The organism is Marinomonas sp. ABL3_031 (genome assembly GCF_056161265.1).
This window is the reverse complement of record NZ_JBSWYU010000007.1, coordinates 143076-159416: the sequence shown is the minus strand read 5'-3', so window position 1 is coordinate 159416 and position 16341 is coordinate 143076. Positions and strand designations below refer to the sequence as shown.

Below are 16341 nucleotides of genomic sequence, written 5' to 3'. Positions count from 1 at the left end.
ATCGCTGATTTTATTGTGCGTTGTAAGCTTCTACGCCTTCGACAATCGCTTTGCGAGCTTCTTCTGCGTTTGCCCAACCTTCCACTTTTACCCACTTACCTTTTTCAAGCTTCTTGTAGTTTTCGAAGAAATGCTCGATCTGGTCGCGTAGCAATTGTGGGATGTCGTTAACATCTTGGATGTGGCCGTATTCTTTACTCAGTTTTTCGTGCGGTACGGCAACCAATTTTGCGTCCATACCGGCTTCATCTGACATGTTTAGCACACCAACAGGGCGGCATCGAATGACAGAGCCTGGCACCACTGGGTAAGGCGTAATAACCAAAACGTCAACTGGGTCGCCATCGTCAGCCAATGTGTTGTTGATGTAGCCATAGTTTGCAGGGTAGAACATAGGTGCTGTCATGAAACGATCTACCACCAAAGCATCCATGTCTTTGTCTACTTCGTATTTCACAGGATTGGCTGCGGCTGGAATTTCGATGATGACATTGATGTCGTTTGGTGCGTCTTTACCCGCTGGAATATTGCTGTAGCTCATTATTTTTCTTCCGATCTGGTTAAATATGCGCGCTATTATAAAAGTTAGGGCGCGCATATGCTAGTTGTCGAACAAAAACACCAATAATAATCCTTATCGAAAGGCAATTAATTCAGTAAAATTGCAGAGAATAGGCTATAACTTATTGCTTTCTTTCTAAATTTAGCTAGTCTTACATAATATTGGTCAAATAATAGACGCGAGGACGGTAATGACAAAATCTGAGCTGATAGAGATGCTTATTGATCAGCAATCTCATTTGCCTGTTAAAGACGTGGAACAAGCGATAAAGGCAATGTTAGAACATATGTCTGATTCTTTAGCAAACGGTGAGCGTATTGAGATTCGAGGATTCGGCAGCTTTTCATTGCATTATCGAGCGCCTCGAATCGGTCGTAATCCTAAAACTGGTGAGTCTGTTGAATTGAATGCCAAGTATGTACCGCATTTTAAACCCGGTAAAGAATTACGTGAATTGGTCAATGATTCGTCAGATAGTCAGTCAAACGAACTCAACTAATTTACACCTAATGCCTCGAAATTTTTCAGCTATCACGGCATAATATCGCCATTCCGTTCTCGATAGGTTGTTTTATGCTTAAATGGCTGAAAAGAGTTATCTACACTGTCCTTGTGCTTTTCTTTCTTGCTGTGGGCGTATTCTTTGCAATACGTAACCCGCAACTAATCCAACTTGATTTGGTCTTTTGGCAAGGCCCTGAATTAAGTGTTGCTCTCTATACTCTGCTCGCTTTTACCTTTGGTGCTTGTGTGGCTTTGTTGGTAAGCTCGGTGACTTATCTGCGCAGTGAAAGACAGATTCGTGTATTGAGTCGTAAATACGAAAAGACACTGGACGAAGTGGATCTTCTAAGAAAAGCATCTATTACGAAAGAGTTGTCGGTAGGGGAGGAGTAACAGCATTGACCGAAGTCGGTTTGTTTTTTGTGCTGTTTGTGGCTCTCTTTGTCGGCTGGACAATGGGACGCAAAACGTCGGCCAAAAAAAGTAAACCGCTTAAAAAGTCTGTACCGAACGATTATTTTCGTGGCTTAAATCATTTACTGAACGATCAACACAGCGAAGCCATTGATGCGTTTGTGGATTCGTTGGAAGTCAATTCTGAAACCTTTGATATTCACCTCACCCTAGGCAACCTGTTCCGTAAAAAAGGCGAAATTCAGAAAGCCATCAATATTCATCAAAACTTGCTTGCTCGACCTGAAATATCGCAACGTGAAATGCGTATGGTGCAGCTTGAGTTGGCCAGTGACTTTATGTCGGCAGGCTTATTAGATCGAGCCGGTCGTTTGTTACTGAACATGGCTTCGACGGCTCGTAAAAGTGAATTCCAACCAAAAATTTTAACCCTGTTAGTGGATCTGTATGAGTTTGAGCAAAGTTGGCATAAGGCGATTCAAATAGGCTCTGAGCTGATCAAAGAAACACCGAGCAAAAAAGAGATTAAACGTCTTGGGCATTATCATTGCGAAATGGCGCAAGAATACCAAGCTAAAGAACAGTGGAAACCCGCCTTCGCACAATACAAGCAAGCATTGGACATTGATCCATCTTGTGTGCGCGCCAGTATAGGTGCGGCCGACGTACTGAAAAAGCAAAATCGCTATCGTGATGCCATTAGAGAGCTCAAACATGCTGCAGAACAGGACAGTGAGTTTGTCCCTGTCATCATTCCTCAATTGAAAGAGTGTTACCAAAAAATTTGGGGTAGCGGTGGTTACATCAAGTTTCTACAAGAGCAAAATGCCAAGAAAACCTCTACTACCTTAATCATGGCGTTAGTTAATCATTATATGGAAAGTGATCCTGAGTACGCTGAAATGTTTCTGGTGGAAGAGTTGAGAAAGCACCCAACCATTAAAGGTTTTAAAGAGCTGATTAGTTTGCAGTTGGCCGATTCCCAAGGCTACAACCAACAGCATTTGTCGGTACTGTATGAGCTGATTGATCAACTGGTTCAAGCCAAACCCAAATTCCAATGTCGTCAATGTGGTTTTTCTGGGCATCAGCTGCATTGGCAATGCCCAACGTGTAAAACCTGGGGCGTTGTGAAGCCTATTCATGGTTTAGAAGGTGAGTAGCCACTTGCTTTCTAAACCACATCAAAGCCGTAATTAGCACGGCTTAAAAGATAAAACTAAGAGGATATTCAATGAGTTGCCAATCCCCAATCGTAGTTGCCCTAGACTTTCCAACCATGGCGCAATCTATCGAGATGGCAAAACGTCTTGACCCAAGCCAGTGTCGAGTCAAAGTAGGTAAAGAGCTATTCACTACGTCAGGTCCCGCGATTTTAGACGAGTTACACAAGTTAGGTTTTGAGATTTTTTTAGACCTTAAATTTCATGATATCCCCAACACAGTAGCCAATGCGGTAAGCGTGGCTGCCAAAGCGGGTGTTTGGATGGTCAATGTTCACGCGTCAGGTGGCCGTCGAATGATGGAAGCCTCAGCCAATGCATTACAGCAATTGCCAGATCACAATACCTTATTAATTGCGGTTACCGTGCTGACCAGTATGGATCAATCCGACCTGGTTGAAATCGGCATCGATTTGACACCAGAGCAACATGTTAAACGTTTAGCCGCGCTGGCCAAGTCTTCAGGCATGGACGGCGTGGTATGTTCTGCACAAGAGTCGCAGATGCTTTCTACTGAGTTGGGTAAAGACTTCGTCTTGGTCACCCCAGGAATTCGTCCTGCGGGCTCTGCTCAAGGGGATCAAAAGCGCATCATGACGCCAGCTGAAGCCATGGCGGCAGGTAGCCACTATTTAGTTATTGGTAGACCCATTTCCCAAGCGACCGATCCGATTAGTGTGTTGGCTCAGGTGAACCAAAGCTTAGGTTTATAGTCGTTCCTGAACTAGCAGGCAGGTTTCATGGTCATCGGGAAATCTGACTTGCAGTCACACAGTAAAGCTTTTACTCTAAAACCATCCATTGTTCGTTTTGTAAGCAATGGATGGTTTTTTTATTGGCAGGATGCCAATAATCCATTCAACTCGTATTTGAAAAAGGAATTTCATATGAACAGATTGTATGTAGCTTTTCGACGTGTCGCTCAGCAACTCTTGTTGGCAATTGGCTTGATGTTTTCTGGCCTTATTGTAGCGGCTTCTCCTTTGAATATTAACACGGCGACCGCGGATCAATTCGCGGCGGTGATGTCGGGAGTGGGTTTGAAAAAAGCCCAAGCCATTGTCGCTTATCGAGAGGATAATGGGCCATTTATGGCCATCGATGATTTGGTGGCGGTCAAAGGTATAGGCTCCGCTTTGTTGGAACGCAACCGCGAACTGATACAAGTGGTGTCATCCGACGCTAAATAAGACACTATCAGCAGTAACCAAGAACCTATTCCTCTTGGTTACTGCATTTTTTATGCTTGTTATAGGTGGCTAGCCTTCGCCTCAGTTTCTTTTCCTATCAGGTACTTCTTTCTGATAGCTTTTCTATGGCCTGATGCTGAGTTAAAAAGACTTGCCCAGAAAGCGAATCGAGCAAGTTTGATTGCTTAAGCTTATCCATCACTGGGCCTTTGATTTCTGAGAAATGCAAGGTAACGCCTGCAGATTGCAAGCGATGTGCAATGGTGTCCAAGCTGTCCAAGGCGCTGGCATCAATCATATTAACGGCATTACACATGATGATTAGGTGTTTGATATCGGGTTGATGTGCCACCACGCCTAACACATAGTCTTCCAACACACGGGCATTGGCGAAAAATAGGTTTTCATCGATTCGAATGGTGACTATGTCTGGCTGAGTTTCAACTTGATAACGCTTAACATTGCGATAATGTTGCGTACCAGGCACTCGCCCGACAATAGCAATATGAGGGTGACTGGTGTGCCATAAGAAGAAGAGTAATGACAAGCTGATGCCTACTATGATGCCTGCTTCCATGCCAACCAAGAGAACCATCCAGAAAGTGACTCCTAAAGCCAGCGCTTCTTGTTTGGAAAAACGGTAGATGCGCACAAAATCTTTAATGTCTACCAGTTGTAAAATCGCCACTATGATACTGGCTGCTAGTACCGCATTGGGAAGGTAGTAAAAAAGTGGTGTCATACAAAGCAAAACAATCAACATAAACACGGCGGTTAAAATACCGGCCATCGGGCTTATTGCTCCGGCGCTGGTGTTAACCACAGTACGTGAAAAACCGCCGGTAACGGGAAAAGCGCCGCTTAAGGCTGAGGCAATGTTAGCCGCGCCCAAACCAAATAATTCCTGATTTGGATGAATGTCCTCTTTGCGTTTCGCTGCGAAGGATTGCGCCACTGAAACAGAACCCACGAAACCGACGACACTGATTAAAAATGCCCCAGGCAATAACGCGACCAGCGTATCTAAATTGATTTGCGTGAGATTCAGTGAAGGCCAACTAAGTTGAATGGTGCCGACAATACGCACACCTTGCTGATCTAAAGAGAAAAAATACACACTGAGTGTTGCAAGAATAACGACAAAAACGGGTCCAGCCCTGCCTAATAAGCTGGATACTTTTTCAGACAAACCCAAAGCCATGAAGAAGCGCGCGAGATACTTTTTACTCAACACCAATAAAACAACGACGGTAATACTTAAGAGAAAAGTAGACAGGTTAAATTCGTCTATGTGTAAGCTCATATTGTCAATAAGTTCGAACAAATTATTACCATGCCCTTGCACGCCAAGCAGATGTTTCAACTGTCCGACTGCAATCAAAATAGCCGATGCACTAATAAAGCCAGAGATGACCGGATGACTGAGCAAGTTGGTTAAAAAGCCCATTTTTAATAGGCTCATTAGGATTAGGAAAATACCGGAAATGAGCGACAGCAAAATTGCGATGGCAAGGTATTGCTCAGTGCCTGGTAAGGCAAAAGGCAAGGCGATAGCGGCGGTCATCATAGAAGTGAGGGCAACAGGGCCAACCGCAAGGCTGCGGCTGGATCCTATTAGAGAATAGACGATGGAAGGCAATATACTGGCATACAAACCAAGATACGCGGGCAAGCCAGCTAACAGGGCATACCCCATGCTTTGTGGAATCAGTAGAATAGTCGCGATCAAACTGGCTATGCTGTCTGTAGCGAGATCGGCTTTGCTATAACGTCTTAGCCATGTCATGGCGGGCAAGTAGCGATCCAATGTCTTCATAAGGTGTCTTTATTCCAAATTTAGTGGTGTTTTTATGTAACGTATGCCATTGGCCTCTTTAGGTGGCAAATGGCCTGCACGCATGTTGATTTGTACACTTGGCCAGATCAATTTAGGCATGCCTAATGTGGCGTCTTTTTTATTACGCATCTCACAAAAGGCCTCTTCGCTGATACCAGAATGAATGTGTTGGTTGTGGGCTTTTTGCTCGGCCACCGTGGTTTCCCATGCATATACATCTCGATTCGGGGCTTTGTAGTCGTGACACATAAAAAGGCGAGTTTCTTCTGGTAAGGCAAATATTTTCTGAATCGAACGGTACAAGGCATTGGCATTGCCTCCAGGGAAATCACAACGGGCGGTGCCATAGTCGGGCATAAAGAGGGTGTCGCCAACAAAGGCGGCATCGTCAATTACATAGGTGACGCAAGCCGGTGTATGTCCAGGAGTGTGCAATACACGAATCTGCTGTTCACCCAGCGGTAGCAAGGTTCGTTCATTGACCAACAAATCAAATTGGGAGCCATCACGCTGGAATTCTGGCTCGGCATTCAGAATCTTCGAAAAAGTCGCTTGTACCTGTGTGATCTGGTCGCCGATAACAATTTGACCGCCTAAGGCGTTTTGAATATAGGGAGCCGCTGACAAATGGTCAGCGTGTACATGGGTTTCTAAGAGCCATTTAAGAGTCAATTGTTGCGCTTTGATATAAGCAATCACTGCGTCTGCTGACTCGCTATGAGTCTTGCCAGCGGCGTGATCGTAGTCCAAAACGGAATCAATAACGGCGCAGTCTTTACTGCTAGGATCTGTCACCACATAAGACACAGTGAAGGTGGCCTCATCAAAAAAGGCCTTTACTGCTATTTTGCTTTGATGTTTCATGTCATAAACCTCATTTGAGTTATAAATATATATTAATATGTTATATAAAGCCAATATATTAGTAAAGTCTAATATTTTGTTTGTTGGTGAAAATAGCCTGCACTTTGATCTTAATCAATAGAAGCAAAGACAAGGAAACACCAGACGACAGAGGGATTTTTTGCTAATCTAACGAATTGATTTTTTAACTTAGGAACAAAGTCGTGTCACAAGAGTTTCAAGTTGTTTCATCTTATGCCCCAGCGGGCGATCAGCCGAAAGCCATCGAAAAACTTGCGCAAGGGGTGGAAGCCGGTTTGGCGCATCAAACATTGCTTGGAGTAACTGGTTCGGGTAAGACCTACACTGTGGCCAATGTGATTTCCCAAGTGAAGCGTCCCACTATTATCATGGCGCACAATAAAACTCTGGCCGCTCAGCTGTACGGTGAGTTTAAAGAATTCTTTCCTCACAATGCGGTTGAATACTTTGTATCCTACTACGATTATTATCAACCCGAAGCCTATGTGGCCGCGTCCGATACCTTCATAGAAAAAGACGCTTCGGTAAACGAACACATAGAGCAAATGCGTCTATCCGCCACCAAAGCCTTGTTGGAACGAGAAGACGTTATCATAGTCGCTACTGTATCGGCGATTTATGGTTTGGGCGATCCACAGTCCTATTTAAAAATGATGTTACATTTGGATCGCGGCGATCGCATTGATCAGCGTGCGGTGCTGCGCCGTTTGGCAGAGCTGCAATACAGTCGTAACGACTTGGTCTTTGAACGTGGCAACTTCCGTGTGCGTGGCGATGTCATTGATGTGTTTCCAGCGGATTCAGAAGACACGGCGATTCGCATCGAGTTGTTTGACGACGAGGTGGAAAACCTGTCCTTTATTGACCCTTTAACCAACAAAACCTTGCGCAAAGTACCGCGTGTCACCATCTACCCTAAAACCCACTATGTCACACCACGGGAAACCATCGAAGGTGCCATTGAGCGCATTAAGGTGGAATTGGATCAGCGTCTTGAACAGCTAAAATCGCTCAATAAACTGGTTGAGATGCAGCGCTTAGAACAGCGAACGCGTTACGATTTGGAAATGATGCAAGAGTTGGGCTACTGCTCAGGCATTGAAAACTACTCGCGTTACTTATCCGGCCGAGAAGAGGGCGCGCCGCCACCGACTCTATTTGATTACTTACCGGCGCATGCCTTGCTGGTGGTGGACGAATCTCACGTTACCGTGTCGCAAATTGGGGCCATGTACAAAGGCGATCGTTCCCGTAAAGAAAACCTTGTGGAATACGGTTTTCGCTTACCCTCAGCCTTGGATAACCGACCAATGCGGTTTGAAGAATGGGAGCAAATTAAACCGCAAACCATTTTCGTTTCGGCAACACCGGGTAAATACGAAGAAGAACACCAAGACTGGGTAGTGGAGCAAATTGTTCGACCTACGGGCTTAGTCGATCCTGAATTGGAAGTGCGACCGGTAGCCACTCAGGTGGATGATCTATTGTCCGAAATCAATAAGCGAACTGTGGTTGGTGAACGCGTTTTAGTGACCACTTTGACCAAACGCATGGCTGAAGACCTAACCGATTATCTCAACGAGCATGGCGTACGAGTACGTTATCTACACTCGGACATTGATACCGTAGAACGAGTGGAAATCATTCGTGACCTGCGTTTAGGCGAGTTCGACGTGCTGGTGGGCATTAACTTACTGCGAGAAGGCTTGGACATTCCGGAAGTCAGCTTGGTGGCTGTATTGGACGCTGACAAAGAAGGTTTCTTGCGTTCAGAACGTTCTTTGATTCAGACCATAGGTCGTGCGGCACGTAACGTGAATGGTAAAGCCATCCTTTATGCGGATAAGATTACCGGCTCCATGGAGCGCGCCATCAGTGAAACCGAACGCCGTCGAGAAAAGCAGCAAGCGTATAACCAAGAACATGGCATCATTCCGCAAGGTATTAACAAGTCCGTGGAAGACATCATGGAAGGAGCATACAACCCAGGAGCCGGTAAACGTGGTAACAAGACCAAGAAGGTGGCGGAAACCGCCAAAGATTATCAAGTGGAAAGCATGGACGACGTGGCTCAAGTGCGCAAAGCCATCATTCAATTGCAAAAAGAGATGATGCAAGCCTCGGAAGAGCTCAAATTTGAATTGGCCGCTGGCTATCGTGACCAAATCCGCGTATTGCAGAAAAAGCTCAAAGAGGTTGGGGAAGCCTAATGATCGAATCGTTTAGCATTCAAGAGGTGATATCGTGGCGATTACACTCAGGAACTACAACATTGTCAGAGTGATTGATAACGGCGTGATTGTTAACTGCACCATCAAAGAAATGTGCTACGAGTACGCCGTGGTTAAATTTCGCGGCAAAGAATACAAGGTGCCATATCACTTGATTGACGAAGTCATCGGCCATGAATTGCTGGTGCCAGTGGACGCTTGAAGTCAAAGCCAATATTTCACAAAAAAGCGCATGAAATGCTTGTCAAACAACACGCCCTGCGTATAATAGCCAACACTTTTTTAGGACTATAGCTCAGTTGGTTAGAGCGCTACCTTGACATGGTAGAGGTCAGCAGTTCGAATCTGCTTAGTCCTACCAAATTCGAAAGCCCTGATCTTATATAAGATCAGGGCTTTTTTTGTTTTTGTTGCCCGATATTCATTTAGTTTCCTCGGATTGGCTTTGGTTGGGGAGCATTTTGATTTCTGCCTGAGGTTTGGGTAAGTGCTTCTTATTGGCTTTGGTTGGGATGCTTTTTTCCGCCCTGCTAGGCGGGTTACTTTTGTCTAGCGCCACAAAAGTAACCAAAAGGTCGCTTAAATCCTTTCGCACATTCAGGAACGTGTCGAGAGTTTTCACCAGTGGCTCGTTACCTCTTTTTACGTTTAAAAGTGTTTCACCTCTAATTAGGTGGTCAAATTCACTATGCCACTACATACTAAGCTACTTGAAGAAAAGCTACCTCTCACCTTGGTTGTATGTGTGTCTTGCGGGTTTGTAGCAGGCCTTATTATTTTTTAATCGTATCTACTTGGATCGACCAGACTTTGCTATATGGCATTAAACTCGAAAATCTTCATGAAGTCTTTGCCAATGCGCTCTTAGGTACTGCTTGTGCTCTTCATTCATTGGTAGATTTTTTAAAGCTTCAGGCCAAAAGGTTCTGGCTTTTTCCATCACATCGTCCAAATGCGGCTTGATCGCCCGCCATGGAATATCTGATTTAGTTGTCCAATACTCAAAGTGTTTATAGGAGACATCATACCAAGCCTTCGTCTTTGCAAGGTTTAGAGCGAAGTGTTGTTCGTTTTCAATATAAACGCTAGTGGTGACTATGTCGTAAGCAGGTGAGAGCTTGGGTGTGATTTGGTCTGAATACAGTAAGCTCCAGTTCTTCAAATGGGCGTCGCCGTTTGCTAATAGAATGTTGGCAAGTAAACGACGGGCGAGTTGCTGGACATCACTTAGACCATCACCAGAAAACTGATATAGGATTTTTGCTATTTGCTCGTCATTACCTGAATGATATTTCTCATGTGGATATTTCACTAGCACTTGAGCAAAGTCTTCCATATGAATGCGCTGGTTGTTATATCGGTCAAATCGCTTTATAGCGAAGGCCAATTTCTCATCCGGAAGGTTGATTTGAGGAAGGTTGTCTAACTTGCCTATCTCGACCATTTTTATTTCAGGAATATCTACGCCAATGAGGGAGGTGAGAGTCATGGCTGTGAATTCGTTGGCGGGTACTTCTTTGTGTTTAGTGGAAGGTGTTTTCACAATCCAGTCGCCAAGCACATTGTCTTTCGACAGATTATATCGACCGTCTTTTTCCTTCATGGAAAACTTTATCTGAACGCCTGCCAAGGAAAACTTGTTCTCTTGGCTGAGTTTGTCGAATTTAACCGCTTTTACTTGGCCATGAGATGAGAATAAATGGACTGGCACATCCTCCGGCGCCATCGGTTCAGCGACTAATGCACCCGGTAAATCCATGCCCAGATAAGACAAAATATGGAATTCATTATCAACATGGGTTTTAAGGCCTTGAGCGATCAGTTCCCGCAAGGAACCTTCAGGTAATAAGTTGGACAATATAGGGTGCAGGCGTTGGTTTGAAGCCCATGGCTCAGATAGCATTTTATTGGAACGTGGAAAATTTGGATGAGTGGTTAAGCTAAAAGTGGGGCGCGCGATATTAGATTGAAAGCTTTCAGCAAAATGTAAAACATTACGCCCATTCTTTGCCCCTGCCAAATACCCCACTAGATGGCCATGTAACGTCAACTTAAGAACACTAATTTCCGTTGTCATCTTCGTCTTCATCCCCTAATAGCCCTTTCCATGGATCATCCGATAATTTTTTTTGTTCATCAGAATGATCAGACTGCTTGTGCGGTAAAGATGTGTTGTTACTATCACTTTCAAGAACTGCTAAAACAGCATTCAGCTTTTCTTTTGGAATCAGCATGACATCGCTATTTAGGCCTTTGGCAATCAGTTCAAGCGTATCGAGCCTTGGATTGCCTTTTGCTTCTAATCGTTGGTACTGTTGTCTAGAAATGCCAATACGCATGAGCATGTCATTCTGCTTAAGTTTCAGTGCTAAACGGCGATGTTTGATTTGTTGTAGTAGATTTATCATAAGGAAACTAATAAGTTGCTTTTTAATATAAAGAAGCATATTAGTTGCTATTTTTATGTATGGCAACTTAAAAGTTTCTTTTTTGCAGGCTTAATGATTAGTGTAAGTAGCCGAGTGGTGTGGCCGTTGATAATTCGAATGGAGTACCCATTCAAATCAAAATTAGATTCAAATGGTGTGGGTTGATTTTAGAGTGTCAGAACCAGACCGAGATTTGATGCCATTTTGATTTTAGAGAGCTTCATCTGGACTAGCTCTTTGATATAAATGATCTTGAGAAAAATCTTGATCGAGTTTTAAATGAGTCTACTGATACTCCTGTTGCTGTAGTGAAGGATGGTACACCAATATTTTACTGTGAATCGCCACTATCAACAACGAAACGTAGGTTTGATAAGCACAGCGCCATCATACGTAATCTTGTGAGCAATCATCAAAAACTATACTTTGATAAAGTTTATTTTTAAGGTTACCAATGATTGGCTCGCTTTGTCTAAAATATAATCACAGTTTTGCGCGTTTACGTTGGTAGAAAAATAAAAAGTCTTTTAGTATCAATGGATAAGAATATCCATAGCAAAAATAACGCGCTGTGGATAAATGTGTAAATGCGCATGCTCGTTTTTCCAGATTTGGATTTTGTTTATAGGTTTATAAAAGCATTACTTTTCAGTTGCTTATAAAGGTATTAGTGAAGTTTTTGAATTGTCTAAACGCGCATGCGCACTATTAAAAATGTTATACCAAAGGGGTAAATCTTGAGTTTGAAATTTATTGAAAAAGAAAGCTCCTTAATCTTGCTGGAAAATGACACAGAGCTTCTTGTTATACCTGAGCAAAGTTACGATAAAGATATGTTGAAGTTTTATTGTGAGGATATAGATTCAGATCTAACAAAGAAGATTATTGGAAATAAAGTAGATGAAATACCGTCAGGTCTTCAATATTTATCTGAGTTTGAATCAGATGAATTCCCTAATGTAAATTGGATTGATTTTAAGTGCAATGGCAGTTCAGTTGAAATTATTCTTTACGTTACTTTTAACTGGGATGATTGGGATCACCCCATAAGAATCCAAGAATTTTTGGAATGCTATAAAGATGAAATTGGACGTATTGGTTTCAGTTCTGAAATCACAAAGGATGAAGGCTGGGCTTCTCTAAATATAACTTTAGTTGTTATGCAGGGCGAAATTGTAAACCAAATAGATCCTATCATAATAAAAGCCAAAGAAATCTATCAGGTTTTACTAATCAAACTTATTAAAAATAAATCAAAAGATTTATTTGTAAAAGTATTTGAGTTCCCGAAAGAGTATGAATCTATTTGTTCACAATATTTGATTTGGTTTGGTGAGTTTTTACAAAACCTTGGGATAGATGCAAGTGTTTCAACGGAAAACAACAATGGTCAAACATCTATAATTGTATCTCCTAAAGATGCCAGTGAATTAACAGATAAGATTGAGATGTTGTTTTATCAATATATCTCTTTACCTTACTCAGAGTATTTGCCCGCATCAGATAGAAGTATATCTACAGAAGATAAATTTAAAATTCAAATACTTACAAGTCAGATTGAAAACTTTAAATCACAAATTCAAATGAAAGATGCTGTGATTGAAATGAAGGAACTTTCTCTCATGAATTTAAAAGAGAGCTATGATAAAAAGAATTCAGAGCTGATGCTGATTCAAAGCATGAAAAATTCAAAGGACATTGAAATACTCGACGGCTCTTTTAGTCTTGGGGAAATCAAATGGGGAGCGCTGAAACTCAACCCTAAAAAGCTATTAGATAAAATTAAAAGTAAGGTATAACAAGGCAATGGTTCGGAATTTTAAAAGCTCCGGCTTCGCCTCCACTTTTAAAATCCGCACATTGCGACGTTAGTTTTAAGAGGCAATATGGAACAAGATAAAGATTTATTAGGTATAAAACCAGTAGCTAGAGCGGCAGAAAAAAGCGTGGATGGCGTTGGTGCATTTTTAGGCAAAATTTGCATGCCCGTTGCAGAGGAGCTAGGACTATATTTTCAAGATAAAGTGAAAGTTTGGAGAGCTAATAATGCCGCTAAAATTGAGTCTAAGGCAGAGGAGTTAGCTCTTAAGAATGGTGGCTTCGACGGTAAGGCAGTCCATCCACTTCTTGCTTGGAAAATTATGGAGAATGGCTCTTTTGCTGACACACCGGAGCTTCAGGCTGTTTGGGCTGGTTTGCTTTCGTCGTCATTGGGTAAAGAACCAGATGATAGTAACCACATTTTTATTAATCTAGTTAGTCAACTAACTGCTATACAAGTAAAAATAATTGAATATTCGTGTTTAACTGCGAGTAAGTACGTATCTTCACAAGGCTACATTCAAGCTGATGATCTAATACTAGAAAAAGATGTTATTTTTGAAATTTCTGGTTGTAAAGATATTCACCGACTAGATCGAGAATTAGACCATTTAACAAATTTGGGTCTTTTTGGTGATTTAGGCGGAGGTGGTTTCCATCCTGAGAATGGAACCGTAATTCTTACTCCTTCTCCTTTATCTTTACATTTGTTCGTTCGTTGTTGTGGTTCTAGTGAAGATCCTATTGCGTTCTATCAAGCAAAGCCTAAAACAAAGCCTGAGCAACAAAAAAACTAACAAACAATTCAACAGTGATTCGCAACGCTTGGCGCTCTCACTTCGAGTTGAGTTAAGTGTTTACGGCGCAGTGTTTAGGTTCAGTGTATACGCTGCTCACACGTTAATTGGGCGTTACGCATCAATAAAGCGAATAAGAGCCTTAATTGAATAAAAAACTGGAGTAATCTACACTAATCATCCCAAGTACTGCCGTAAAAGGAGAAGACAGTGTTAGAACTTAGACCAAACTGTGAATGCTGTGATAAAGATCTGCCGCCTGAATCAACGGAAGCCGTTATTTGTACTTTTGAATGTACATTTTGTATTGCCTGTGCCAATGACATATTAAATAACCTGTGTCCAAATTGTGGTGGTAATTTTGTACCGCGCCCAATACGTCCTGTAGCATCACTTAAAAACAACCCAGCATCTACCTTCCGCGTACTAAAAGAAGGTGGGTGCGTAGCCAATGCATAAAGCGCATTACAAATCGCCCTGCGGGCTGGACGTCGCTGACGCTCAGCCTTTTATACGAGGGTCATGAGTAGGAAAGCTCAGTGATTAATATCCTTGTAAAGCTGGATGTGAAAGATTTCGATGCTTTCGATAGGTTTGAAAAACAGGCTTTCTTAATTATGGGAAAATATAACGGTCGAATCATTTCCGCATTTGAGACTGAGTGAAATTCTGATAATTCTGGACTTGTTAACGTTCGTCGGAGCGTTAGGTACAAATTGGAAGTATATGCCCTATGAGAATAACATGGAGTTTTATCTTGGCCTCACTATTAACTAGTGCGGGGGCAGTGTTACATATTGCGATTGTTGTCGGTGGGCCTGAGTGGTATCGAGCATCAGGTGCCGGTAACGAGTTGGCTATAATGGCCGAATCTGGTTCGTTTTATCCCGCCTTTCTTGGTAGTGTTTTAGTACTAATATTCTTCGGGTGGGCTATTTATGCCCTGTCTGGTGCGGGCATCATTATTCGCTTACCCTTGCTTAAAACCGCACTCATTTTAATAACGGCATTATGTATCGTTAGAGGGCTTTACGGTTTTTTTGTGCCAGTCTTACTAAAAACTGAATACGTGATTAGTTTGGGGGTTGGCTTTTGGGTATTTAGCTCTTTTGTTTGGCTTGCCATTGGTTTAAGTTTCTTGCACGGTGTGATAAATAATTGGTCGTACATAAAAGGTAAAAACGCCTAATAAGGTCGTGCGCAGTGAGCAATTTTTGCGTTGTTTTTTGTGGTGGTCGCCACGCTGTCACTAACAATCAACAACAAAATGGCCGCGTGACGGCGACGTTATGGAGCTGGTAGATATGGATGTATGTAAGTGTTTCAGCTGTGGTGGTGAATATCTCAATATCGATGGGCCTGTGCATAAATACATGGCGTCGTCTCCAGGTTGCTGGTCTGTCTACGGTGAGGTGTTAGCTCGCGAATATAGTGACCCTACTTATTTTGGAGTGCATCGTTTGACCGTTGATGCTTACGCAGTCCAACATCCAGGTTCAAAAGATCGTCAGAGTATACAATCTGTTGGCGTTCACTTAATTAGGCTTTGCCTGTTTTTAGAGCATGGACTAACGGCCGAAAATGCCAACGACGCAATGCTTGAAGCGGCAAAAAATAAACACTCGTTTATGTATCTTGAACCGCCATCAAGCCTTGGCTCAATGACTGCTGCTGATGTCTATCGAGCCCAATCAGCGAAAGAGCATAAAGCCATGGTTAGAGAGTGGGCTCGAACCGCTTGGGATGCTTGGTCAATACATCACGATACAATTGCAGAGTGGCTGCCTAATGAAGCATTATATCTGGCAAGTCGGTGAATGTGGCGTTGTGCGATAAGGAGGAAATATGAACGAATCAACGATTGATAGCATCAAAGTATCTGGGATTTCCGTTCGGACGAATAATTCGCAGGAAATGGCATCATCTACAGCACAAATTGGTGCTCTATGGGAAAAGTTTTACGGTGAAATAGCACCTACTTTATCTCAAGGTTCAAAAGTATTCGGCCTATATACTCACTACGAATCAGACCACAACGGAAACTATGATGTTGTCGCCTGTACAGACTCAGAATTACCCAAAGATACCGCTGGAGTAGAATCATTTATTATCAAGTCTGGAAACTATTTGGTATTCAGTGAAAAAGGGGAGATGCCTCAAACAGTGTTTAGACTGTGGGGCCAAATATGGGACTACTTTAGTTCTCCAAATTGCCCACACCAACGAGCTTACACAACTGACTTCGAATTTTATAAAAGTGAAAACCAAATTGAGATCTCCATTGCGGTTACGTAAGTCACATAAAAAACGCTGAAGTCGCAACCTGTTGCGCGGGCCGTTGAGACAAAAATACAATGCGGCTCCACCATTTTCACATTGTGCTCTTGCCTCTTAGCTTAGTGCTTTGTGCTAGAAAGTCCCGAGTTAGATTCAAATTATGAGGTTTAC

Annotated in this window: 18 protein-coding genes and 1 tRNA gene; 14 read left to right on the top strand and 5 right to left on the bottom strand. The window is 42.7% G+C overall.

What is annotated here, in order from left to right:
- Positions 1-10: 10 nt before the first annotated feature.
- On the bottom strand, positions 11-541 hold the full coding sequence (gene ppa / locus ACXAH2_RS09935; protein WP_353667687.1) for an inorganic diphosphatase: 531 nt from the start codon (positions 539-541) through the stop codon (positions 11-13).
- Between the two features lie 211 nt (positions 542-752).
- Between ppa and ihfB the strand changes: the two genes are divergently transcribed.
- The 5 genes from ihfB (at position 753) to ACXAH2_RS09910 (ending at position 3893) form a co-directional block, all read left to right on the top strand.
- Complete coding sequence (gene ihfB, locus ACXAH2_RS09930) at positions 753-1061, top strand: integration host factor subunit beta (protein ID WP_475078233.1); 309 nt, start codon at positions 753-755, stop codon at positions 1059-1061.
- A gap of 74 nt (positions 1062-1135) precedes the next feature.
- A complete protein-coding gene (locus ACXAH2_RS09925; RefSeq protein ID WP_475078232.1) occupies positions 1136-1459 on the top strand; it encodes a lipopolysaccharide assembly protein LapA domain-containing protein in 324 nt (107 codons plus the stop codon).
- Positions 1460-1464: 5 nt separating this feature from the next.
- A complete protein-coding gene (gene lapB, locus ACXAH2_RS09920) occupies positions 1465-2643 on the top strand; it encodes a lipopolysaccharide assembly protein LapB (RefSeq protein WP_475078231.1) in 1179 nt (392 codons plus the stop codon).
- Between the two features lie 71 nt (positions 2644-2714).
- The gene (gene pyrF / locus ACXAH2_RS09915; RefSeq protein ID WP_475078230.1) at positions 2715-3416 is read left to right on the top strand and encodes an orotidine-5'-phosphate decarboxylase; all 702 of its coding nucleotides are present in this window, start codon (positions 2715-2717) and stop codon (positions 3414-3416) included.
- Between the two features lie 174 nt (positions 3417-3590).
- The gene (locus ACXAH2_RS09910; protein ID WP_475078229.1) at positions 3591-3893 is read left to right on the top strand and encodes a ComEA family DNA-binding protein; all 303 of its coding nucleotides are present in this window, start codon (positions 3591-3593) and stop codon (positions 3891-3893) included.
- A gap of 97 nt (positions 3894-3990) precedes the next feature.
- On the opposite strand, the gene ACXAH2_RS09905 is transcribed toward ACXAH2_RS09910, so the two are convergent.
- On the bottom strand, positions 3991-5709 hold the full coding sequence (locus ACXAH2_RS09905) for a SulP family inorganic anion transporter (RefSeq protein ID WP_475078228.1): 1719 nt from the start codon (positions 5707-5709) through the stop codon (positions 3991-3993).
- A gap of 9 nt (positions 5710-5718) precedes the next feature.
- Positions 5719-6594, bottom strand: a complete 876-nt coding sequence (locus tag ACXAH2_RS09900; protein ID WP_475078227.1) for an MBL fold metallo-hydrolase — start codon at positions 6592-6594, stop codon at positions 5719-5721.
- A gap of 203 nt (positions 6595-6797) precedes the next feature.
- Here ACXAH2_RS09900 and uvrB point away from each other — a divergent pair, with 203 nt between their 5' ends.
- The 3 genes from uvrB (at position 6798) to ACXAH2_RS09885 (ending at position 9207) form a co-directional block, all read left to right on the top strand.
- A complete protein-coding gene (gene uvrB / locus ACXAH2_RS09895) occupies positions 6798-8825 on the top strand; it encodes an excinuclease ABC subunit UvrB (protein WP_475078226.1) in 2028 nt (675 codons plus the stop codon).
- A gap of 34 nt (positions 8826-8859) precedes the next feature.
- Positions 8860-9048 carry a hypothetical protein gene (locus tag ACXAH2_RS09890; RefSeq protein WP_353667696.1) on the top strand — a complete coding sequence of 63 codons (189 nt, stop codon included), beginning with the start codon at positions 8860-8862 and terminating at the stop codon, positions 9046-9048.
- An 82-nt stretch (positions 9049-9130) separates the two neighbouring features.
- Positions 9131-9207: transfer RNA gene (locus ACXAH2_RS09885), tRNA-Val, on the top strand.
- Between the two features lie 462 nt (positions 9208-9669).
- On the opposite strand, the gene ACXAH2_RS09880 is transcribed toward ACXAH2_RS09885, so the two are convergent.
- Positions 9670-10923, bottom strand: a complete 1254-nt coding sequence (locus ACXAH2_RS09880) for a type II toxin-antitoxin system HipA family toxin (protein WP_475078225.1) — start codon at positions 10921-10923, stop codon at positions 9670-9672.
- Positions 10907-11254, bottom strand: a complete 348-nt coding sequence (locus ACXAH2_RS09875; protein ID WP_475078224.1) for a helix-turn-helix transcriptional regulator — start codon at positions 11252-11254, stop codon at positions 10907-10909. Before ACXAH2_RS09875 ends, ACXAH2_RS09880 begins: the two co-directional genes overlap by 17 nt.
- Before the next feature lie 758 nt (positions 11255-12012).
- Between ACXAH2_RS09875 and ACXAH2_RS09870 the strand changes: the two genes are divergently transcribed.
- The 6 genes from ACXAH2_RS09870 to ACXAH2_RS09845 all read left to right on the top strand — a co-directional run bounded on the left by ACXAH2_RS09870 (position 12013) and on the right by ACXAH2_RS09845 (position 16188).
- Positions 12013-13074, top strand: coding sequence for a hypothetical protein (locus ACXAH2_RS09870; RefSeq protein ID WP_475078223.1), 1062 nt, complete (start codon positions 12013-12015; stop codon positions 13072-13074).
- A gap of 87 nt (positions 13075-13161) precedes the next feature.
- Positions 13162-13893 (top strand): Abi-alpha family protein, encoded by a 732-nt coding sequence (locus ACXAH2_RS09865; RefSeq protein ID WP_136996233.1) that lies wholly within the window; start codon positions 13162-13164, stop codon positions 13891-13893.
- Positions 13894-14103: 210 nt separating this feature from the next.
- Positions 14104-14352 (top strand): DUF1272 domain-containing protein, encoded by a 249-nt coding sequence (locus ACXAH2_RS09860; RefSeq protein WP_475078222.1) that lies wholly within the window; start codon positions 14104-14106, stop codon positions 14350-14352.
- Between the two features lie 298 nt (positions 14353-14650).
- Positions 14651-15082, top strand: coding sequence for a hypothetical protein (locus ACXAH2_RS09855; RefSeq protein WP_475078221.1), 432 nt, complete (start codon positions 14651-14653; stop codon positions 15080-15082).
- Positions 15083-15197: 115 nt separating this feature from the next.
- Complete coding sequence (locus ACXAH2_RS09850; protein WP_475078220.1) at positions 15198-15710, top strand: DUF5946 family protein; 513 nt, start codon at positions 15198-15200, stop codon at positions 15708-15710.
- A 28-nt stretch (positions 15711-15738) separates the two neighbouring features.
- Positions 15739-16188 carry a GyrI-like domain-containing protein gene (locus ACXAH2_RS09845; protein ID WP_475078219.1) on the top strand — a complete coding sequence of 150 codons (450 nt, stop codon included), beginning with the start codon at positions 15739-15741 and terminating at the stop codon, positions 16186-16188.
- Positions 16189-16341: the final 153 nt, after the last annotated feature.